Genomic DNA, 20,652 nt, shown 5'->3' with positions numbered 1-20,652 from the left:
AGCAGGCCGCCGACGCCGGCTTCGTCCCAGCCGACCTGGCTGAGCATATCGTCCAGATCGCGCAACACCGGTGCCAGCCGCGCAAGAAGCCGCTCGCCCTCCTCGGTTACCGCTACGCTACGGGTGGTGCGGTGGAGGAGGCGCGTGCCGAGCCGCCTTTCAAGCGCGCGCAACGCGTGACTGAGAGCAGGACGCGACACACCCGCTACTTCCGCTGCCTGCCTGAAGCTTCGATGCCGGGCGACGCTCACAAAGGCGTTGAGCTCGGAAAAATTGATCTCGACCATTGGTTCGTTACACTTACCAGTTCATTAAGATTGGGCTGCCTTATCACACCTTTCTTTCGCACCTAAGTCGGATGAGAGGAGATTATTGTATGAAGACCTGGTTGATCACGGGCGCCTCGTCTGGCCTTGGCTTAGGAATGGTGACCAAATTGCTGGCACGCGGCGACGCCGTCTTTGCCACGGCCCGGCGCACGCACGCGCTTTCGGAACTGCAGCGGAGCCATAGCGATCAGTTGCGGGTGGCTGCCCTGGACGTCACGGATACGGCGGCCTTACGGCAAATCGTCGATCAAGCCTTTGGGCAAGGCACAATCGATGTTGTCGTCAGCAATGCCGGCTATGGCCTGTTTGGGGCGGCTGAGGAGGTTTCGGATGCGCAGATCGAGCGCCAGATCGCGACCAATTTGACCGCCTCGATCCAGCTGATCCGGGCGGTCCTCCCACCGCTTCGCGCCCAAGGCGGGGGCCGGATAATGCAGCTGTCGTCGGAAGGCGGCCAGACCGCCTATCCGGCTTTCAGCCTTTATCACGCGACCAAATGGGGCATTGAAGGCTATGTCGAGGCAGTGGCGCAGGAGGTTGCGCCCTTTGGCATTGCGTTCACGCTGATCGAGCCCGGGCCGACGGACACTGGCTTTGGTGCGGCATTGGACTGCGCGGCTGAGCTTGCGGTCTATGACGAAACGCCTGCCGGCGCCTTGCGTCGGGCGCTTGCCGATGGAAGTTTCGAGCTGACCGGCGACGCCGATCGCGTGGTCGATGCGATGATCGCGGCGGCCGACGCGGAGGTGGCACCGCGCCGTGTCGCGCTGACCAGTACCGCCTTCGTCAATATCGAGCGCGCGCTGAGCGGGCGTCTCGACGACCTGCGCGCGCAACGCGCGCTTGCCTATTCGGCGGATCGATCATGAGCAGGATGTGTGTGCTTGCACCACTTGCGCTGGCGTTGTCATCCGGCTTTGCGGGGGCGCAACTGCCGAGAGGTGGGGCCAATGAAGTGCTTGGCACCTGGCGGATGGTATCCGCCACGTTGGAAGAGAAGGGCCACACCAGCCAACCGTACGGACCACGGCCCGCCGGCATGCTAGTGTTCACGGCCGACATGCACTTTGTCGAGGTGTTAACCGATCCCAACACTGCGCGTTTCGCCTCCGACCTGCGTGGCGAAGGCACCGACGCCGAAAACCGGCGCGCCATGGCGAGTTCGATCGGCTTCTTCGGAACCTACAGCGTGGACGCGGCGGGCCGCTTCGCCGGTAATCGTGTCGATGGTGCGACCTTCCCGAATTGGGTCGGCAGCCGGCGGACTACGCGCGATCTGCGCTTCGTGGTTGACGGCGATCGCATGATCGAGACGTTCACGCGCCCAGGCGGGGCGCTGCTCCAGGCGGAATATCGCCGAGTGCGGGTGAAGGTGCGGTAGATCTGCGCAGGCCTAATCAGCGGATCAGAATGGCAACAGCGGATCGCTAACGAGGTCCCAGAGGTCGTCGGTGGCAGGGGTGCGCCATCATGGGTTGTAGCGCGCGAAAGCATCGAGCATGTCCTCGTGGCGCTTGCGAACGATCCGACCGAAGGCGGCATCGTCGCCGAGGGCGCGGGCCAGCACGATCGCCCCCTGTATTCCGGATACCGCCTCCTCGGCGAGTTGCAGGGCCAATGGGGGAGGGACTTTTCCGACTTCGAGGCAGTGGGACAGCGCCGCTATCCAGCGCGCGAAATAGTCTTTCAGCGTGACGCTGAACCGCTCTCGGGCGGCGTTCAGGCCCAGCGCCCCGACGAGGCATATCCTCCGTCCGGATCGGAAATAGACGGTCACCTCCTCCATCATGGCCGCGATCGCGGCCGCTGGATCCGTTGCATGGTCGAGCGGGGCGAAAATCTTTTCGGCGAACCAGCGGTCTATGTCGGTCAGGACAGCCGCCATCATCTCTTCCTTCCCGCCGGGAAAGAAGTTGTAGAGGCTGCCCTTACCGAGACCGGTGGCGTTCGAGAGGATTGCGAGACTCGCGCCCTCGAAACCATGTTCGCGAAAGGCTTCGGCCAAAGCCGGCAAAGCACTTTCGCGATCGGTCAGGACGCGCTTTGCGCTCACAGGCCGAGGTCGCTGAGCGACGGATGGTCATCTGGGCGACGCCCGAGCGGCCAGTGATATTTGCGCTCTGCCTCGGTGATCGGCATCTCGTTGATGCTGGCGTGACGATGCGACATCAGCCCGTCTTCCGCGAACAGCCAGTTCTCGTTCCCGTAGGCCCGGAACCATTGGCCGCTATCGTCGTGATATTCATAGGCATAGCGCACCGCGATACGATTGCCGGTGAAGGCCAACAACTCCTTGATCAGCCGGTAATCGAGTTCCTTGTTCCATTTGCGGGTGAGAAAGGCCTGTGCCTGCTCGCGATTGGTCGCGAACTCGACCCGGTTCCGCCAGCGCGTGTCGGGCGTGTAGGCCAATGCGACCTTGGCCGCGTCGCGCGTGTTCCAGCCGTCCTCGGCGAGGCGGACCTTCTCAATCGCGGTTTCCAGGGTGAATGGGGGTAAAGGCGGTCTGGACATTATCTTTCCTTTCTTCGTGGACATGGTTGATCAAGCGCCTGAGCAGCCGCTGCCCCAGCGGAACTGAAGGATTTTTAACCAAGCCGATGGGTGCGACTCTCTTGGGGCCATCGACTTGTACCGATCGGTACAACATGAGGCGCAAATGTCAAGGGATGTGGGACGTCAGGGCCAGAATATGCGCCGCACCGTTGATGATTTGTGCGTAACGATTGCGCGGCTTTTGGAGCAGCGTTATAGGCGCGCCTCGGGCGGCCCGCTTGGGTCGCCTTTTCTATTCCGGAGCCGTTCCGAACGATTTTCGTCCCCGACCAAGGAGTAAGTTGCGATGCCGATCACGCCTCTCATGCCCGTCTACCCGCGGTGTGGTGTGCGTCCGGTGCGCGGCGAGGGGGCCTATCTGATCGGCGAGCGCGGCGAGCGCTATCTGGATATGGCGGCGGGCATTGCGGTCAACATCCTGGGCCATGGTCATCCGGCTCTCGTAAAGGCGATCGCCGATCAGGCGGCGACGTTGATGCATGTCTCCAACCTCTACGGATCACCACAGGGCGAGCATTTTGCCCAGCGGCTGGTCGACAAGACGTTCGCTGACACGGTGTTCTTCACAAATTCGGGGGCGCAGGCGATCGAGTGCGCGATCAAGACCGCGCGTCGCTACCATTATGTGAACGGCGCGCCTGAGAAGAACCGCATCATCAGCTTCTCCAACGCTTTCCACGGCCGGACGATGGGTGCGATCTCCGCGACCAACCAGGCCAAGATGCGCGACGGGTTCGAGCCGCTGCTGCCGGGCTTCACGGTGGTGCAGTTCAACGATCTGGCCGCGGCCGAAGCGGCGATCGGACCGGATGCGGCCGCTTTCCTGATCGAGCCGATCCAGGGCGAGGGCGGAATCCTGCCCGCGACCAAAGACTTCCTGCGGGGCCTGCGCGAACTGGCCGACAAGAATGGCATGTTGCTGATCCTGGACGAGATCCAGTGCGGTTATGCGCGCACCGGCACCTTCTTTGCGCATGAACAATATGGCGTCACGCCGGACATCATGACGGTTGCCAAGGGCATCGGCGGTGGCTTCCCTCTCGGCGCCTGCCTCGCCACCGAAGAGGCGGCCAAGGGCATGGTGATCGGCACGCACGGATCGACCTATGGCGGCAACCCGCTGGCAATGGCGGCAGGCGAAGCGGTGCTCGACATCGTCGGTGAGCCGGAATTCCTGGAGAATGTGCAGCGCATGGGCGACCGGCTGCGCCAGGCCCTGGAGCAGTTGCTGCCGAACCACGACCATCTGTTCGACAGCGTCCGTGGTGTCGGCCTGATGCTGGGCATCAAGCTGAAGAGCGACAGTCGCGCTTTCGTGGCGCATCTGCGCGACCATCATGGGTTGCTGACGGTGGCGGGGGGCGACAATGTCGTGCGCATCCTGCCGCCGCTCAACATCGATGAGAGCCATGTTGCGGAGTGCATCGAGAAGTTGTCGGCCGGCGCCCGCAGCTATCAGGTGCCGGAGGCGGCGTGAGATCGCCCGCTTCCGTTCGTCCCGAGCGAAGTCGAGGGAAGCCGCCGAGCGAAGCCGAGACTTTTCGCTTCGCGCGAAAATGCGTCTCGACTTCGCTCGACGTGAACGGAGTTTAATAGCTTGACCCGTCATTTCATCGATCTTGCCGATGCGGGGCCTGAGGGGCTGCAGGAGATGCTCGCCGATGCGCGCAGCCGCAAGGTGACGCGGGCGGGCTGGCCCAAGGGCAAGCCTGATGTCGACAAGCCGCTCGACGGCTGCGTTCTGGCGATGATTTTCGAGAAGAATTCGACCCGCACACGCGTGTCGTTCGACATGGCGATGCGTCAGTTGGGCGGCACGACGATCGTGATGGATGCCGGATCGATGCAGCTCGGCCGCGGCGAGAGCATCGCCGACACGGCACGTGTCCTGTCGCGTTACGTCGATGCGATCATGATCCGCACCGACGATCATGCCAAGGTCGAGGCGCTGGCGAACTATGCCACCGTGCCGGTCATCAATGGCCTGACCGACCAGAGCCATCCCTGCCAGATCATGGCGGACATGCTGACCGTGATGGAACGGCGCGGCAGTCTGGAAGGCTCGCGCTGGGCGTGGCTGGGCGATGGCAACAATGTGCTGCACTCGATCATCGAGGCGGGCAGCCTGTTGGGCTTTGATGTGACCGCGGCCTGCCCGGAAGGCTATGACCCGGATCCGGCGGTGGTGGCGACAGCCAAGGAACGTGCGGGCAATCATCCGTTCGTGCTGACGCGGGACGCGGAGATTGCGGTCGCGGGCGCCGACGTGGTGGTGACCGACACCTGGGTGTCGATGGGCCAGGACCATGCCGAAGCCAAAATGGCGGCGATGGCGCCGTTCCAGGTGACGGAAGGGCTGATGGCGCAGGCACGTAGCGACGGCCTGTTCCTGCACTGCCTGCCGGCGCATCGCGGCGAGGAAGTGGTGGACGCGGTCATCGACGGGCCACGATCGGCGATCTGGGATGAGGCGGAGAACCGCCTGCACGCCCAGAAGGCGGTCTTGCTGTGGTGTTTCGGCAAGATCTAGCCCGCCGGGGCGGCGGTTGGCCAAATCCAAACCGCTTCCTACATGGGCGGCATGACCTCCCCAAATCTCGACACATCGCTCGCTTTCACCATTCCGCAGCGCCATGCCCGTGGGCGGCTGGTGCGGTTGGGACCGGCGCTGAATGAAATCCTGTCCGCGCACGGCTATCCGCCGGCGATCGAGCGCGTGCTGGCCGAAGCGATCGTGCTGGCAGCGTTGCTGGGCGCCACGCTGAAGGATGTCGAGGGTCAGCTGACGCTGCAGGCGCAGACGGAGAATGGCGTGATCGACCTGCTCGTAGCCGACTATCGCGGTGGCGAGATGCGCGGTTATCTGCGCCATGATCCGGAACGGCTGGGCGAGCTGCCGGAGGATCCGTCGCTGTTCGCCTTGTTCGGCAAGGGCTATCTGGCCATCACCTTCGACCAGGCGGTGTCGGGCGAGCGGTATCAGGGCATCGTGCCGCTGGAAGGCGGCAGCCTGGCCGAGGCAGCGGAATCCTATTTCGCCCAATCCGAGCAGATCCCCAGCCTGGTGCGGATCGGGATCGGCCGGTCGGCGGACGGGCAGGTGGTTGGCGGCGGCTTGATGCTCCAGCATCTGCCCGAGGGCGAAGAGGGGCGCGATCGCATCCACACCCGGCTCGACCATCCGGAATGGGGCCATGTCGCAGCCTTGGGCGGCAGCGTGCGCGACGAAGAACTGGCCGACAGCGATCTGCCGCTGGAAAGCCTGCTGTGGCGCCTGTTCAACGAGGACGAAGTGCGTGTGACAGCAGGTCTTGCACCGCGGCGCGGCTGTCGCTGTGACCCGGATCATGTCGCGCGCGTCATCGCCCGCTTCCCGGAAGACGAACGGGCGGAAATGGCGGGGCCGGACGGGCTGATCGAAGTCAATTGCGAGTTTTGCGCCCGCGCCTTCAAGATCGAGCCGGTTCCAGCCTAACGGAGCGGATCCCCTCCATCAGCGGGCCATCGGCGAAGGTGAGCATGGTTGGCAACCGTAAGGCTGTTTAGCGGCTCATCCTCCAGCGCAACACAGCGTCTTCGCGGATCGTTAAGGCGGGGTTTAGTTTAGCCGTGATAGCGCTTTTCTTGTGCCATCCGGGCACTGTCCTCCCTAGACAGCCCTAACCGGCATACTGGGCCGCCCGTGAGGCGGCCCTTTCTTTTACACGACGACATTCCATCCTATATCCCGCCCATGCAAAAGAATGACGCAGAAAACGGCGCGGTCGTGCTCGTGTCCGGCGGCCTCGATTCGATGGTCGTGGCGGCGCTGGCAGTGGAGGCTGGACACCGGCTGATCGCCCTGACGATCGATTATAACCAACGCCACCGGATCGAGCTGGAGGCGGCAGCCCGGATCGCGCGGCATCTGGGTGCGGAGCGGCACATCGTGCTGCCGCTGGACCTGACCCGCTTTGGCGGATCATCCTTGACGGACGCTGCCCTGGCGGTACCCAAGGACGGCGTCCAGCCCGGCATCCCGAGCACCTATGTGCCGGCGCGCAACACAATCTTCCTGAGCCTCGCCTTGGGGCTGGCGGAAGCGACCGGTGCGCGCGCCATCCATATCGGCGTCAATGCGCTGGATTATTCGGGCTATCCGGATTGCCGGCCGGAATTCGTCGAGGCGTTCGAAACGCTGGCGAACCTGGCGACGAAGGCGGGCGTGGAGGGCGACCGCTTCGTCGTGCGTACACCGCTGCTGCACATGACGAAGGCCGATATCGCGGCGGAAGCGGCGCGGCTGGGCATCGATGCCGGCATGAGCTGGTCCTGCTACGATCCGCAGCCGGGCGATCTCCATTGCGGCCAGTGCGACAGCTGCCGTTTGCGCAGCAAGGGCTTTGCCGAAGCCGGCCTGCCCGATCCGACCCGCTACGTCGCAGCCCCCTGATGGGCAGCTATGCCATCAAGGAGATGTTCCTGACACTGCAGGGCGAGGGGCTGCAGGCGGGCATGCGCGCGGTGTTCCTGCGCTTTGCCGGCTGTAATCTCTGGTCGGGGCGCGAACAGGATCGGGCGCGGGCCGACTGTAGTTTTTGCGATACCGACTTTGTCGGTACCGATGGGGATGGCGGGGGACGGTTTGCCGATGCCGCCAGCGTGGCGGAGCGTGCCTGGGCTTTGTGGTCTGCCGGCCTGGACGGGGAAGGCGGCCAGCCGCTGATCGTGATCACCGGTGGCGAGCCGATGTTGCAGCTGGATGCGGCGCTCGTGGCGGCGTTGAAGGCGCAGGGCTTCCGCGTTGCCATCGAGACGAACGGAACGCTGCCGGTCGTCGATGGACTGGACTGGATCTGCGTGAGCCCGAAGGCGGGAACGAAGATCGTCCAGCGTTCGGGCGACGAGCTGAAACTGGTATGGCCACAGCCGGGCGTGGATGTGGGCTTGCTGGAAAGCTGGGATTTCCGCCATCTGCTCGTTCAGCCGATGGATGGCGTGCATGCGTTGGAGACGCGGGCGGCGGCGATCGACTTCGTCCTGCGCAACCCGCGCTGGCGGCTGTCGATCCAGACGCATAAGGTAGCGGGACTGCGCTAGCGCCGCGAGCGGCCTCGTACGAGCGGCCGCCCCCAGACGATCATATCGCCTGAAGGCGCGGCCATTATCAATTCTTGCAGCGGATTTCCTTGCCCCGCTTGTTGTAGCAGCGCGGATCGGCGATCGGCGCGAGCGCGAGGCTTGCATTCTGCGTCGCGAGACCGCGGTCTCCGGCGGGAATCAAACTGTTGCGCAATTCGCGCATGCGGCTGACGGCGACGTCGGCCAGGTGTCCGCGTGTCTCATCGAGCGTCTGCTCGCCGATCGAGGCGGCGGTTTCACAGAAGATCAACTGCGCCTGCAGCGTGGAGAAGCTGTTGTAGGTGCGGGTGGTATATTGATCGAGCGCGGTCTGCCACGATTTGCCGCCGGTGCGCTTGAAATAAGCGGTGAGCGTCGCGTAGGTCGCCTGCAGCTCCGCAGAATGCTGGCGCAGCATATTGTTGTAATTTTCCACCGTGCGCAGCGTGGGCGCAAACTGGCATTGTAGAGCGGCGACGTTCAGCCCGGCGCGTAGCGTCCAGACCAGATTCGCTTCCAGCTCTTTGGGCTGCGCCCCCGGCATCGGCAAGGTGATGCCGGTTTCGCCTCCAACGGCGGGCGTGCCGCCCAAAGCGGGACGCGACCAGAACAGATAGGCCTGCGCTGGTGCGGTGAAGCCGACCGCAGCGGCGCCGAGCGCGACCAAGCCCAAACAACGATAGAAACGAGCCGTCATGCACATCCTCTCCAATTCCACCGGACCTTTAGCGGCTTTGGCGGCGGGGAAAAGCATTTACGGCCTGCACCCTAAACTGTCGGGCGCATCGCGTGCAATCGGAGAGGCTTTGCCCTTAGTGGCGATGCTCCCGACGCAGCGCATAGCGGCCCTGCGTGAACGGCTCGAACAGATTGGGGATGGCGGGATGGTCGATCGGCTCTTCCGTCTCGTCATGCTCCAGGTTCTGCTGGCTGACATAGGCGATGTAGCTGCTCTCCGCATTTTCGGCGAGAAGATGGTAGAAAGGCTGGTCGCGCTTCGGACGCACGTCTTCTGGAATGGCGGCATACCATTCCTCACTGTTGGCGAAGACAGGGTCGACATCGAAAATGACGCCGCGGAAAGCGAACAGGCGGTGACGCACGACGTCGCCAATCGTGAAGCGTGCTTCCGATACAGGCGGCATCGTGTCGAGACCGATCGGCGGAGTGATCGTACTGCGGGGAGGAATCATGACTTTAATTTAATGTCGCATCGTTCCTGTGCAAGCCACGCTTGGCAAGCGCCTCTTGGTGCGTTAGGGGCACCGCTCTTTCGGCCGGACCCCGCTACGGAGAGGTGCCAGAGTGGTCGATTGGGACGGTCTCGAAAACCGTTGTGCCGCAAGGTACCGTGGGTTCGAATCCCACCCTCTCCGCCAGCGGTTTGACGCTGATACAAGCCTTGTTAGATCAAGAGCATAGTGGATCCGCAATCGCGAGGCCGTACCTTATTGCGTACCCGAAGCGATCACCCGAAATAGCGAACATGCTGACGACGCCACGACGCTGGATCGCGGCCATCTTGTCAGCTTCGCACGCGTGGCGCGTGAGCCCACCACTTAGGCAAGGTTGAACGAGGGCGTATATGCTCTCTGTCGGAGGGCTGCCCTTCGTTCGCTCCACCGACAAGATAAGCGGCACGTCCTGTCCTCCCCCTCTCGGGCCGGAGCAGGCGAATGTCGGTGCTCGTCGAAAAGCTCCCGGACCGACGTGCCGACGCCGCGCCCCCAATGACATGACAATTGACACGCAAATGTAATATGGTCATTCTCACGCAATAATGAACTTAATTAGCCGGGGGTTTATGGCTGATCGTTACGCGTTGCAGGGGCGTTTCCGCTCGGTCATTGCCGCGGCGTTATTCTTTGCCGGGACGAGCCTGCCGGCGTCGGCACAGCTGCCCCTCTCTGCGATCGCGATGAGCGACAGCGAACAGATGCATCCCGAGCTGCCGCAGATCCTGCCGATGCGCGAGCGCGCCAAGCTGGAGAATCGGATCCTGGCCGACCGCCTCGACACAGTCGTGCCGAAGCTGATGCGGAAGCAGAAGATCAGCATGTGGCTGCTGATGGCGCGCGAATATTTCGAAGAGCCGGTCGTCAACACAATGCTCAATGCCGAGAGCCTCCATGCCCGGCGTCGCACGATCCTGATCTTCTTCGATCCCGGCAACGGCCAGCCGGTCGAGCGGATCACCGTCAGCCGCTACGGCCTTGGCGGGCTGTTCAAGCCGGCATGGGATCCGGACAAGCAGCCGGATCAGTGGAAGGCGGTCGCAGACATCATCGCCGCGCGCGACCCGGCGACGATCGCGATCAACACGTCTTCCCTGTCCGCCTTCGCCGACGGCATGACGCTCAGCCAGTATAAGGACATGACCGCCGCGCTCCCTGCGCGCTACCAATCGCGGATCGTGTCGGGCGAGGGACTCGCGATCGGCTGGCTCGAAACGCGCACACCGATGGAGATGGCGATCTATCCGGGCATCGTCCGCATGGCGCATGCGGTCATCGCCGACGCTTTTTCGCGCAAGGTGATCACGCCGGGCAAGACCACCACCGACGACGTCGTATGGTGGTATCGCCAGCGTCTGACCGATCTTGGGCTGGTGCCATGGTTCCAGCCTTCGGTTGCGGTGCTGCGCCAAGGGCAAAAGGAGATGCTGGAGGGCGATACCGTCATCCAGCCCGGCGACATGCTCTGGACCGACTTTGGCATCACCTATTTACGGCTCAACACCGATACCCAGCATCTGGCCTATGTGCTGAAGCCAGGCGAGACGCAGGCTCCGGCCGGGCTGCGTGCGGGCTTGAAGGCCGCCAACGCCGTCCAGGACGCGCTGCTGTCGTCGTTCAAGGTCGGCGCGACGGGCAATGAGGTGCTGGCCGCGGCGCGCGCCAAGGCGGTCGCAGCGGGACTTAAGCCGTCCATCTATTCCCACCCGCTCGGCTATCACGGCCACGCCGCGGGTACGGCGATCGGCTTCTGGGACAATCAGAAGGGCGACGAACGCGGCCTCTATCCGGTGCATCCCAACACGACCTGGTCGATCGAGCTGGCCGCCTCTGCGCCGGTTCCCGAATGGGGCGGGCAGGAGGTGCAGTTCCGGGCGGAGGAGAATGCCTATTACGACGGGAGCAGGGTGCGCTTCCTGGATGGGCGGCAGACGGCGATCACGCTGATCCCAAGCGGGAACTGACAGAACGGCGGCAGCGATAAGGGGGCTGGCAATGGCGATACGCAAGACTTGGGGGTTCGCGGCGGTGGCCGCACTGGCACTAGCGGGGCCTTCTTTCGCCGAGACATTCAAGGTCACGGTTCCGGCAACCGCCAAGGCCGGTCCATTTGACGGGCGCGTGATGGTGATACTCACGCCCGACGGAAAGACCGAACCGCGCTTCCAGACGCGGCCCGATTATTTCGGGGCGCAGATGTTCGGAGTGACGATCGACGGCCTGAAGCCCGGCGCCAGCACCACGATCGGCAGCGATGTGCTCGGTTTCCCTGCCGAGACCATGAGCAAGGTGCCGGCCGGACGTTATTACGCGCAGGCGGTGCTCCACCGTTACGACACCTATCATCTCGCCAACGGCAAAACGGTCAAGCTGCCCGCCCCGCGCGGCGCGGGCCAGAATTGGCGCAAGGAGCCCGGCAACCTTGTCAGCACGCCGCGGATGATCGATTTCGATCCTGCTCGGCCGGGCGAGGTGGAACTCACGCTCGACCAAGTGAATCCGCCGATTGCGGAGCCCAAGGATAGCGAGTTCATCCGCCACTTCACTTTCCGCAGTCCGCAGCTGTCAAAGTTCTGGGGCCGCGACGTTTTCCTGCGCGGGCACGTGCTGGTGCCCAAGGATTTCGACAAGCATCCCGAGGCGCATTATCCGCTGATGGTCTTCCATGGGCATTTTCCGGAGGATTTTGGCGGTTTCCGGACGACGCCGCCTGATCCGAACTTGAAATGCGAGCCGAGCGAGCGGTTCAATCTCCCTTGCTACAACCGCACCGAGCAGGAAGAGGCCTACAACTTCTATCGCCAATGGGTGTCCGACAAGTTTCCGCGCTACCTGGTGGTCGAGATCGACCATTCGAATCCCTATTACGACGATTCCTATGCGGTGAATTCGGCCAATATCGGCCCCTATGGCGATGCCATCACTTACGAATTCATTGCTGCGCTGGAAAAGAAGTTCCGCGGGATCGGGCAGGGGTGGGCGCGCTTCCTGTACGGCGGGTCGACCGGCGGCTGGGAGGCGCTGGGTGTCCAGGTCAAATATCCGACCGAATATAATGGCGCGTTCGCGGCGTGCCCTGATCCGATCGACTTCCGGCAGATGATGTTGACCAACATCTACACCGACAAGAATGCCTATTATCTGGAAGGGCCGTTCGCCCGCGTCGCGCGCGCCGGCAAGCGCGATTATCTCGACAATTCGCCCTACACGATGGAGATGGAAAATCGCTGGGAGCTGGTGATGGGCGACAAGACCCGTTCCGGCGGGCAGTGGGACATCTGGGAAGCGGTATTCTCGCCTAACGGGGCGGACGGTTATCCTCAGCGGATTTGGGACAAGCGCACCGGCGTAATCAATTCCAAGGTCGCCGAATATTGGCGCGACAATTACGATCTCCGGTACATCATGGAGCGGGACTGGAAAACACTGGGGCCAAAGCTCCAGGGGAAGATCCATCTCTATGTCGGCGACATGGACAATTTCTACCTTAACAACGCAGTATATTTGACCGAAGCGTTTTTGAAGAAAGCAGACCCGACCTATCAGGGCGAGGTGGACTATGGCGACCGGGCCGAACATTGCTGGAATGGCGACCATGCCAATCCCAATGCCATCGCACGACTTCGCTACAACACCTTTTACCTGCCGAAGATCCTCAAGCGGATCGAGGCATCGGCACCTGCCGGGGCTGATCTGACAAGCTGGCGCTACTGACGGCCGCAAAGGCCGCACGAACGAAACATGGAGAGGACGGGAGAATGCGGGCGTCGGCTGGGCGTCCGTGAACGGAACGTCGCGTCCCGCAATGGCGCGCAACAACGGGGAAGGGGTTTCTCATGATACGCAGGGTTCACCGGACAACGCTGCTCGCGGGCACGGCCTTTATGGGGCTTGTCACCGCGCAGATCGCGCACGCACAGGATTCAACTCCGGCATCTCCGCCGGCAAATGCCGTACAGTCGGAAGTGGCCGCGGCCGAGACGGAGGGCGGCGAAGTCGTCGTCACCGGATCGCGCATCCGTTCTGCCAATATGGAGAGCGTCAGTCCGGTCGTGCAGATCGGCGGGGCGGAGTTTACGAACCGCGGCGTGACGCGCGCGGAGGATCTGGTCAACCAGCTGCCGCAGGTCTTCGCCGCGCAGGGCTCGGCCAATTCCAACGAAGCCACCGGCACCGCGCAGGTCGATCTTCGCGGCCTCAGCCCGGCGCGCACCTTGGTGCTCGTGAACGGCAAGCGCTTGCCCTACGGCTCGCCCAAGTCGACGCCGTCCGACATCAACCAAGTCCCCACTGCGCTGATCCGCAACGTCGAAGTGCTCACCGGCGGTGCGTCGGCCGTGTACGGTTCGGATGCGATCGCGGGCGTGGTCAACTTCAACCTGATCGACAACTTCCAGGGGCTCAAGATCAGCGCGAACATCGGCGGCTATCAGCATACCAATGATTCCGGCGGGCTACGGGACCTGCTCGACCAAAACGACGCGCTCGTTCCTGGAGCCTATCCGAAGCCCGACAAGAATGTTTGGAACGGCTTCACGCAGGAATATTCGGCGGTAGTCGGCAGCAACATGGCCGACGGTCGCGGCAACGTCACCGCATATGGATCATATCGCAAGATCAAGCCGATCCTGCAGGCCGATTACGACTATAGCGCCTGCGCGCTCGGCACCACCGGGACCAATGGCGATCAATTTTCGTGCAGCGGCTCGGGCTACAACTTCCCCGCCAACTTTGCCAACACGGGCGGGCTGGTCAACGTCCCCACCCAGTTCCGCGCCGACAACGGCCAGTTCGTGTCGGGGCGCCGCACCTATAACTTCGCTCCGGCCAACTATTACCAGCGGCCCGACGAACGCTACACGCTGGGCGCGATCGGCCATTACGAGATCAGCGAGCACGCCGTCCCGTATTTCGAAGTCAGCTACATGGACGACAAATCGACGGCGCAGATCGCCCCCGGTGTCATCACCGGCGGCATTTATGGCAGCGCAGGCGGGCTGAACTGCGACAACGCCTTCCTCAGCGCACAGCAGGCGCAATTCGTGTGTGGTGCGGCAGGTCTCTCGACGGTCGGTAATTACGATGCCAACGGCAATTATCTAGGCAGCGCAGTTGCCAACGGGATCGTGGTCAATCGCCGAAACGTCGAAGGCGGTAATCGTCAGGACAGTATCCACCACAGCACGTTCCGCATCGTCGGCGGCGTGCGCGGCAAGATCGACGAGGCGTTCAGCTACGACGTCTATGGATCCTATTCGAAGGTCAGCTACAACAGCCGCTTCGTCGGCAATGCGAACAACACCCGCTTTGCCAATGCGCTTAATGCGGTTGTGGACCGGCGCACCGGATCGTCCACCAACGGCCAGATCGTGTGCGCAATCAACGCCGATGCGATCAGCACCAACGATGACTCCCGTTGCGCACCGCTCGACCTGATCAGCGGCAATGCAGCAAGCGCTGCATCGATCGCCTATATCGGGCAGGAGCAGCAGATCACGGGTGAGACGGCGCTGACCAACATCGTCGCGTCGGTCAGTGGCGACCTCGGCAAATATGGCGCGGTGCTGCCGTGGGCGACCAACGGCATCGGCATTGCCTTCGGCGTCGAATATCGCAAGAACACACTCGATCTGAATCCGGACGAAGCCTACCAGACGTCGACCGAGCCGGAATATCCGGTGCACGGTTCTACTACCGCCAAGGAGCTGTTCGCCGAATTGAACGTGCCGCTGGTGGAGGACCGTCCGTTCTTTAAGCTGCTGTCGTTCGAAGGCGCGTATCGCTATTCGGATTACGATACCGGGTTCAAGACCGACACCTATAAGCTCGGCCTGAACTGGTCACCGATCAGCGCGCTGCGCCTGCGCGGCAGCTATCAGCGCGCCGTCCGCGCGCCGAACGTGGTCGAACTATTCTCCTCGCAGTCCAATTTCGAGGTCGAGCTGACCGAACTTTCCAACGGCAGCTATGATCCCTGCTCGGGCGAGACGCCGCTGGCGACGGCCGCGCAGTGCGCCAATACCGGGGTGACGGCTGCGCAATATGGCAAGGTGATCGACAACCCGGCCGGCCAATTCAACGCGCTGATCGGTGGCAATCCCAATCTGGTGCCTGAAAAGGCGGATACCTGGTCTTTCGGTGGCGTGTTCCAGCCGAGCTTCATCCCGCGGCTGACCCTGTCGGTCGATTACTTCAACATCAAGGTTAAGAACCTGATCGGCAGCGTGAACCCGAACCTCGCGCTCAAGAACTGCCTCTACAATGCGGATCCGCTGTCCTGCTCGACCATCCATCGCGGTCCGGGCGGCTCGCTGTTCCTGACCTCTGACAGCTATTTCGAGCGCTTCAACCTCAATACCGGCTCGCTCCAGACCAGCGGTATCGACGTCTCGCTCGATTATCGTCAGCCGCTCGAGCAGCTCGGTACGCTGTCGTTCAACCTCGTCGGCACCTATCTGGACAGCTACAAGACCAAGCCGTTGCCGACGTCGCCAGCGGCCGACATCTACGAATGTTCTGGCCTCTACGGCGGGTTGTGCGGCCGTCCGCGTCCGGAATGGCGTCACAAGTTGCTCACCACCTGGTCGACGCCGATCAAGCTGGATGTCGGAGTGACCTGGCGATACGTGTCGTCGGTCAAGATCTCGCAGACCAGCAGCCAGGAAGCGCTGTCGGGCAGCTATGCGACGCTCAACCGCAAGCTGAACAGCCGCAGCTATTTCGATCTGTCGCTGGGCTATGACTTGCTCGACAATGCGCGGCTCACCGTCGGCGTGAACAACGTCCTCGACAAGAAGCCACCGCTCACAACCACGGCGGCGATCGAGGACGGCGGCAACGGCAATACCTACCCGCAATTCTACGATGCGACGGGCCGGTATTTGTTCGCGAGCGTGTCGTTTAAATTCTGATCGATCGTATGGCCGGTTCCGCTTAGCGGGGCCGGCCGTACACCTATCAAGGGAGTAAAACCGTTGGTCGCGTCACGGATCCAAATGCTGCTGGCGACGGCCTGCGCGCTGCTCGCACCCTCCATGCAGGCGCAGGCGGCCACGCCCGCGGTGGCATGGCACGCAACCGACGCCGACCGGGCCGACGCGCGCGCACTGCTCGAGCAGATCGTCGCGATCCCGACCGCCAAAGGGCGTGCCGGCGTTCCCCGGCTGGTGGACGTACTGGCAGCGCGACTGAAGGCGGCCGGCTTCGCTGACCAGGACATCGTTCGCGTCCCGATCACGATCGACGGCGAGCAGACAATGGGATTGATCGTCCGCTATGCCGGCCGCTCGCCGGCGCGCAGGCCCGTCGCGCTGCTGGCACACATGGACGTGGTGGATGCGATCGCGGCAAATTGGGCGACCGATCCCTATCGGCCAGTCGAAAAGGATGGCTATCTCTATGGCCGCGGCACGCAGGACAATAAATTCGGTGTGGCTGTGCTGGTGGCGACCTTTGCCCGGCTCAAGAAATCAGGCTGGACACCGGATCGCGACCTGCTGCTCGCCTTTTCGGGGGACGAGGAAACCGGGATGCTTTCGACCCGTCGGGTGATCGCCAATCCGCTGGTCGCTCGCGCCGAATATGCGCTGAACGCGGATGCCGGCGGTGGATCCGTGAGCGCGCAGGGCGTGCCGATCGACTTCGGGATGCAGGCCGCTGAAAAGACCAACGCGACGTTTGAGATTACTGCGCTCAACAAAGGCGGTCACAGTTCGGTGCCGCGCGACGACAATGCGATTTATGATCTGGCAGACGCGCTGGCGCGGCTTCGCGCATTACGCTTCCCGGTTCAGTTCAATCCGATCACACGCGCGATGACCGTGAAGGCGGCGGGTGAGGCGGACGGTAGACTTGCGGCGGCGTTGCGCACGCTACTGACCAATCCGACCGACGCGTCGGCGATCGCGGTCGCGCGACAATATCCCTCAACCAGCACCATCCTGTGGACGACCTGCGTCGCAACCATGCTGCGCGCGGGCAATGCGCCGAACGCCTTGCCGCAGAATGCGGTGGCGACGGTCAACTGCCGGATCCTGCCCGGAACCCCGGTAGCGGACGTTCAGGCCGCGATCGAGCGCACCGTTGCCAATCCGACGCTGCGCGTCGCGCTGGTCGGCGAAGCGGTCGAAAGCCCGGTGTCTCCGGTCCGACCCGACCTGGTCGCGATGCTGCAGCATGCGCTCGAAATAAGTTGGCCTGGCGCGACATTGTCGCCCAACATGTCGTCGGGCGGGACCGAGGGACGCGAATACCGTCGCGCCGGTATCCCGACCTATGGGGCAGGCAGTCTGGGGATGGTGATGCCGCAGGATGCACGCGCGCATGGCACGGACGAGCGCATCCCGCTCGCCTCCTTCTATAAAGAACTCGACTATTGGGACGCGCTGATCCGCCAGATTGGCGGCAAGGCACGATGATTATACACCGCGCGCCCACCGGGGGCACAACGCGCGGTTTCGGGGGAATAGTCGGCAAGCCGGCGGCAGCTAACTGGCCCGTGCCAATAAGCGTTCGGCACGCACGTCCGTCACTCGATCGGCGATTTGCTGAGATTCTCTCCGATCTGCTGCAGCGTGCGGACCAGAGTCTTCAATTCAGTTTCGCTGATACCCTGCGTCGCGCGGACGAACTGGCGATTGACGATCGGGGTCAGTTCCTGAAGTTTAGCCTTGCCCGCCGCGCTGAGGCTGACTTCGGTGATCCGCGCGTCCTCGCCGGCCTGCGCCGTGACCAATCCCTGCGCCAGCATCCGGTCCACGATGCGGCTTACAGTCGGTCGCTTGATCAGCGCGACGGTGGCGATCGTACCGATGCTGGCCGGTTCATGCTCGCGCAATACGGTCAGGATCCGATACACCGGTTTCGACATGCCGCGCCGGACCAGGACCTGATCCATATCCTCATGATATTTATGATCGGCATGCGCCATGAGATAAAAAGGCGAGCCGGCCAAGGTAAAGCCGGGATCGCCGGGATCGTAAATATTCTTCTTGGGCATGTGCTGAACGTTTCCCACGGAGATCGACCTGCATCGATACGATTGCGTGCAAGTCTCCCATTAAGCGGCGCCGCGCGTCCAGCGCTAACGTCGGGTTGCATTTGGCGGAGGGGCGCGCCGATCGGGCTCAGCGGCGGTGCCCCTCACAGCCGCGCCTATAGCGGATGGCAAATTGTTAACATGTGGAAACTCACGTGAAATTGAACTCTATCATGCCATCTAGACCAATGTTTCGGGCCAAGTCGAGCCGCCTCTTCGCGGCGCTAGGGCGCCGCGTGCGAGGGGGGGCGGTCGCTATCGGGCTGCTCTCCACAGCCGCGATCGCCGCACCGGTGCCTCCGCCGCTCACGATCGACAGCCTCTATAGCGAACGCAGCATCATTGGCACCTCGCCTGAAAGCGTCGCTTGGGACCGCGACGGATCGCGCCTGCTGTTTCTGTGGAACGAGGACGCACGGAGTGCGCGCGATATTTGGAGCTACGACCGCAAAACGCGCGTCCGACAGCGGCTGACCACCTTCGCAGACGGGTCCGAGACCGGGATTGACGCAGCGGTCTGGTTGTCGGGCGGGCGGATCGCGTTCGTACGCGGCGGCGTCCTCCACCTGCGTGACGCCGCGGGCGGGCTCCGCCCGCTCGACGATCAGGCCAAGGGCATATCCACCCTGGTTGCATCGCCCGACGGGACGCAGCTGGCCTATGCCGCGGGGGGCGGGCTGTGGCTGCGCGGTGTCGATCAGCCGGGCCCAAGCCGCCTTGTCGTTCCGCCGCAGGACAAGCGCTCGATCGAGAGCGTGCAATGGTCGCATGACGGTGCAAGGCTGGCGTTCGTCGTTTCCGATACACGCGCCATGCGCCGCATCGAGATTGCCTATGATGCCGACGGTCGCGCACATCGCGATGTCGTTGCGCGCGCCTTTCCGGGTGATCCCGGCAATATTGCCTTTGCCATTGGCGTCATCGATGCGCGCGTCGGCGCAGCGCCGCGCTGGCTCGATCGCCCCGATCCCGGCGATCCGATCTGGAACTACCAGTTATCACCTGATGGCTCATCGCTACTGGTCAATGCCAGCGACCTGACGATCAAGCATCATTTCGTCGACGTGTATCGTCTCCGCGACGGGCGCCGGACGCGTGTCTACGCCTTTGACGATCGCGATCAGATCCGTCCCGACTGGCAGGCGGCGTGGGCACCCGATGGCAAGGCGATCTTCCTTCTCACCAATCGCGATGGTTTCAATCACCTTTATCGCGTCGACGGGGCAGGAACGCGGCGCCAGATTACGCGCGGCCGATGGGAGATCGACGCGTTTGAAGTCGATGGCGCGCATCGCCGGCTCTATTTTCGCTCGAACCAGGCCGGCTATGCGGAGCGGAGATGGTATCGGATTGGCTTTGGCGGCGGCGCGATTATGCCGGTGACGGCCACGCCAGGCACGCATGATGCGGTCTTCGCGCCAAATTTCTCGGCGCTTGCCGATCGGGCAAGCGATGACCGCACGCCGCCCGAACTCTATATCACGCCGCTCAACGGCACACTGGCGGCAACACGTGTCACCCACTCGCCGCTGCCGGCGTTCGCGGCGCAGGCGTGGGCCGATGTGCGCTACGTTGAGTACCGTTCCCATGTCGATGGTGCCGCGCTGACCGCGCGCGTGATGCTGCCGACGGACTTCGATCCAAAGCGCCGCTATCCGTTAATCGTCGGCTCGGTCTATTCCGACGCCGTGCGCGACCAATGGGGCGGGCGCGTCGCGCATCCGACCTGGGGACTGGATCAATATCTCGTCGCGCACGGCTATATCGTGATCAATCCTGGGATTCGCGGCAGCTTCGGCCGCGGCAAGGCGTGGAACGCGCCGATGCAGTTCAGCTACGGCACGCTCGATATCGACGACATCCAGGACGGGGCGCAGCATCTGGTCGACCTGGGCTATGCCGATCCCAAGCGGATCGGACTTTGGGGCTCGAGCTATGGCGGGCTGATGACTCTGATGTCCCTGTTCAAGAAGCCCGGCTTCTACGCGGCCGGGGTGGCGGGCGCCCCGGCCAGCAATGTTGCACATGCCTATCCCGAACAGGAGTGGATCATGGGCATCCCATCGGGCCGCGATTTTCCAGCGCGCTATGAGCGCCAGTCCGCCTTGTACCAGTCCGCCGGTCTGTCCGACCCGCTGATGATCATCCATGGCACGCGCGACGAGGTGGTGCTCTATTCGGATACGATCGCGTTGGCGCAGCGGCTGATCGCACAGGGCAAGTTGTTCGAACTGGTCACGCTGCCGGGATCGGGCCATGCGTGGGACATGGAAGGCCTCCCGCAGACCCGTTTCGCCTTTCGCAAGCTGGTCGATTTCTTCGATCGGCACCTCCAGCCCGATGTCGCGGAAGCCAAATGATCCACCGTGGCAGATCGGTTTGACAAGCCGATAAT

18 protein-coding genes and 1 tRNA gene are annotated in these 20,652 nt (G+C 63.1%); 13 read left to right on the top strand and 6 right to left on the bottom strand.

The window, feature by feature from the left end; all coding sequences use genetic code 11:
• A partial coding sequence (locus ACOJSI_RS11135; RefSeq protein WP_420138360.1) for a LysR family transcriptional regulator occupies positions 1–287 on the bottom strand: 287 nt, incomplete at its 3' end.
• A gap of 89 nt (positions 288–376) precedes the next feature.
• Here ACOJSI_RS11135 and ACOJSI_RS11130 point away from each other — a divergent pair.
• Together ACOJSI_RS11130 and ACOJSI_RS11125 are read left to right on the top strand one after the other, a co-directional pair.
• Entirely contained in the window at positions 377–1,198 is an 822-nt protein-coding gene (locus ACOJSI_RS11130; protein WP_420138359.1) for an SDR family oxidoreductase, read from the top strand.
• A gap of 11 nt (positions 1,199–1,209) precedes the next feature.
• Complete coding sequence (locus ACOJSI_RS11125; RefSeq protein ID WP_420138358.1) at positions 1,210–1,710, top strand: lipocalin-like domain-containing protein; 501 nt, start codon at positions 1,210–1,212, stop codon at positions 1,708–1,710.
• A gap of 87 nt (positions 1,711–1,797) precedes the next feature.
• Here the strand turns inward: ACOJSI_RS11125 and ACOJSI_RS11120 are convergent, their stop codons facing one another.
• Positions 1,798–2,382, bottom strand: a complete 585-nt coding sequence (locus ACOJSI_RS11120; protein ID WP_420138357.1) for a TetR/AcrR family transcriptional regulator — start codon at positions 2,380–2,382, stop codon at positions 1,798–1,800.
• Positions 2,379–2,843: a DUF1348 family protein gene (locus tag ACOJSI_RS11115; protein WP_420138356.1), complete on the bottom strand. Its 465-nt coding sequence runs from the start codon at positions 2,841–2,843 to the stop codon at positions 2,379–2,381. Before ACOJSI_RS11115 ends, ACOJSI_RS11120 begins: the two co-directional genes overlap by 4 nt.
• 328 nt (positions 2,844–3,171) lie before the next feature.
• Between ACOJSI_RS11115 and ACOJSI_RS11110 the strand changes: the two genes are divergently transcribed.
• The 5 genes from ACOJSI_RS11110 (at position 3,172) to queE (ending at position 7,964) form a co-directional block, all read left to right on the top strand.
• Positions 3,172–4,362, top strand: coding sequence for an aspartate aminotransferase family protein (locus ACOJSI_RS11110; protein ID WP_420138355.1), 1,191 nt, complete (start codon positions 3,172–3,174; stop codon positions 4,360–4,362).
• Positions 4,363–4,482: 120 nt separating this feature from the next.
• Positions 4,483–5,415 carry an ornithine carbamoyltransferase gene (gene argF, locus ACOJSI_RS11105; protein ID WP_420138354.1) on the top strand — a complete coding sequence of 311 codons (933 nt, stop codon included), beginning with the start codon at positions 4,483–4,485 and terminating at the stop codon, positions 5,413–5,415.
• 51 nt (positions 5,416–5,466) lie between these two features.
• On the top strand, positions 5,467–6,360 hold the full coding sequence (locus ACOJSI_RS11100; protein ID WP_420138353.1) for an Hsp33 family molecular chaperone HslO: 894 nt from the start codon (positions 5,467–5,469) through the stop codon (positions 6,358–6,360).
• Positions 6,361–6,618: 258 nt separating this feature from the next.
• The gene (queC, locus tag ACOJSI_RS11095) at positions 6,619–7,317 is read left to right on the top strand and encodes a 7-cyano-7-deazaguanine synthase QueC (protein ID WP_420138352.1); all 699 of its coding nucleotides are present in this window, start codon (positions 6,619–6,621) and stop codon (positions 7,315–7,317) included.
• Complete coding sequence (queE, locus tag ACOJSI_RS11090; protein ID WP_420138351.1) at positions 7,317–7,964, top strand: 7-carboxy-7-deazaguanine synthase; 648 nt, start codon at positions 7,317–7,319, stop codon at positions 7,962–7,964. Before queC ends, queE begins: the two co-directional genes overlap by 1 nt.
• Before the next feature lie 67 nt (positions 7,965–8,031).
• On the opposite strand, the gene ACOJSI_RS11085 is transcribed toward queE, so the two are convergent.
• Positions 8,032–8,682, bottom strand: coding sequence for a hypothetical protein (locus ACOJSI_RS11085; RefSeq protein WP_420138350.1), 651 nt, complete (start codon positions 8,680–8,682; stop codon positions 8,032–8,034).
• 115 nt (positions 8,683–8,797) lie between these two features.
• Positions 8,798–9,178 (bottom strand): heat shock protein HspQ, encoded by a 381-nt coding sequence (gene hspQ, locus ACOJSI_RS11080; RefSeq protein ID WP_420138349.1) that lies wholly within the window; start codon positions 9,176–9,178, stop codon positions 8,798–8,800.
• Positions 9,179–9,276: 98 nt separating this feature from the next.
• Between hspQ and ACOJSI_RS11075 the strand changes: the two genes are divergently transcribed.
• From ACOJSI_RS11075 to ACOJSI_RS11055, 5 genes are all read left to right on the top strand, one after another.
• Positions 9,277–9,364, top strand: a tRNA-Ser gene (locus tag ACOJSI_RS11075).
• 425 nt (positions 9,365–9,789) lie between these two features.
• On the top strand, positions 9,790–11,184 hold the full coding sequence (locus ACOJSI_RS11070; protein WP_420138348.1) for a M24 family metallopeptidase: 1,395 nt from the start codon (positions 9,790–9,792) through the stop codon (positions 11,182–11,184).
• Between the two features lie 31 nt (positions 11,185–11,215).
• Positions 11,216–12,934 (top strand): hypothetical protein, encoded by a 1,719-nt coding sequence (locus ACOJSI_RS11065; protein ID WP_420138347.1) that lies wholly within the window; start codon positions 11,216–11,218, stop codon positions 12,932–12,934.
• Between the two features lie 122 nt (positions 12,935–13,056).
• Positions 13,057–16,131, top strand: a complete 3,075-nt coding sequence (locus ACOJSI_RS11060; protein ID WP_420138346.1) for a TonB-dependent receptor domain-containing protein — start codon at positions 13,057–13,059, stop codon at positions 16,129–16,131.
• Positions 16,132–16,215: 84 nt separating this feature from the next.
• The gene (locus ACOJSI_RS11055) at positions 16,216–17,637 is read left to right on the top strand and encodes a M20/M25/M40 family metallo-hydrolase (RefSeq protein ID WP_420138345.1); all 1,422 of its coding nucleotides are present in this window, start codon (positions 16,216–16,218) and stop codon (positions 17,635–17,637) included.
• Positions 17,638–17,747: 110 nt separating this feature from the next.
• Here the strand turns inward: ACOJSI_RS11055 and ACOJSI_RS11050 are convergent, their stop codons facing one another.
• On the bottom strand, positions 17,748–18,218 hold the full coding sequence (locus ACOJSI_RS11050) for a MarR family winged helix-turn-helix transcriptional regulator (RefSeq protein WP_420138344.1): 471 nt from the start codon (positions 18,216–18,218) through the stop codon (positions 17,748–17,750).
• A 212-nt stretch (positions 18,219–18,430) separates the two neighbouring features.
• Here ACOJSI_RS11050 and ACOJSI_RS11045 point away from each other — a divergent pair, with 212 nt between their 5' ends.
• Complete coding sequence (locus ACOJSI_RS11045; RefSeq protein ID WP_420138343.1) at positions 18,431–20,617, top strand: prolyl oligopeptidase family serine peptidase; 2,187 nt, start codon at positions 18,431–18,433, stop codon at positions 20,615–20,617.
• Positions 20,618–20,652: the final 35 nt, after the last annotated feature.

Origin of the sequence: Sphingomonas sp. (genome assembly GCF_048595155.1) — a bacterium.
Taxonomy (GTDB): Bacteria; Pseudomonadota; Alphaproteobacteria; order Sphingomonadales; family Sphingomonadaceae; genus Sphingomonas_I.
The sequence above is the reverse complement of the archived record's forward strand: the minus strand, read 5'-3'. Positions and strand labels throughout refer to the sequence as shown.

Bases quoted from the DNA above. Each gene is read 5' to 3' on its own strand.
- ACOJSI_RS11055 (WP_420138345.1), top strand. From the start codon at position 16,216: ATGCTGCTGGCGACGGCCTGCGCGCTGCTCGCACCCTCCATGCAGGCG.
- ACOJSI_RS11060 (WP_420138346.1), top strand. From the start codon at position 13,057: ATGATACGCAGGGTTCACCGGACAACGCTGCTCGCGGGCACGGCCTTT.
- ACOJSI_RS11070 (WP_420138348.1), top strand. From the start codon at position 9,790: ATGGCTGATCGTTACGCGTTGCAGGGGCGTTTCCGCTCGGTCATTGCC.
- queE (WP_420138351.1), top strand. From the start codon at position 7,317: ATGGGCAGCTATGCCATCAAGGAGATGTTCCTGACACTGCAGGGCGAG.
- ACOJSI_RS11100 (WP_420138353.1), top strand. From the start codon at position 5,467: ATGACCTCCCCAAATCTCGACACATCGCTCGCTTTCACCATTCCGCAG.
- ACOJSI_RS11115 (WP_420138356.1), bottom strand. From the start codon at position 2,843: ATGTCCAGACCGCCTTTACCCCCATTCACCCTGGAAACCGCGATTGAG.
- queC (WP_420138352.1), top strand. From the start codon at position 6,619: ATGCAAAAGAATGACGCAGAAAACGGCGCGGTCGTGCTCGTGTCCGGC.
- ACOJSI_RS11110 (WP_420138355.1), top strand. From the start codon at position 3,172: ATGCCGATCACGCCTCTCATGCCCGTCTACCCGCGGTGTGGTGTGCGT.
- ACOJSI_RS11065 (WP_420138347.1), top strand. From the start codon at position 11,216: ATGGCGATACGCAAGACTTGGGGGTTCGCGGCGGTGGCCGCACTGGCA.
- hspQ (WP_420138349.1), bottom strand. From the start codon at position 9,178: ATGATTCCTCCCCGCAGTACGATCACTCCGCCGATCGGTCTCGACACG.
- ACOJSI_RS11050 (WP_420138344.1), bottom strand. From the start codon at position 18,218: ATGCCCAAGAAGAATATTTACGATCCCGGCGATCCCGGCTTTACCTTG.
- ACOJSI_RS11085 (WP_420138350.1), bottom strand. From the start codon at position 8,682: ATGACGGCTCGTTTCTATCGTTGTTTGGGCTTGGTCGCGCTCGGCGCC.
- ACOJSI_RS11130 (WP_420138359.1), top strand. From the start codon at position 377: ATGAAGACCTGGTTGATCACGGGCGCCTCGTCTGGCCTTGGCTTAGGA.
- ACOJSI_RS11045 (WP_420138343.1), top strand. From the start codon at position 18,431: ATGCCATCTAGACCAATGTTTCGGGCCAAGTCGAGCCGCCTCTTCGCG.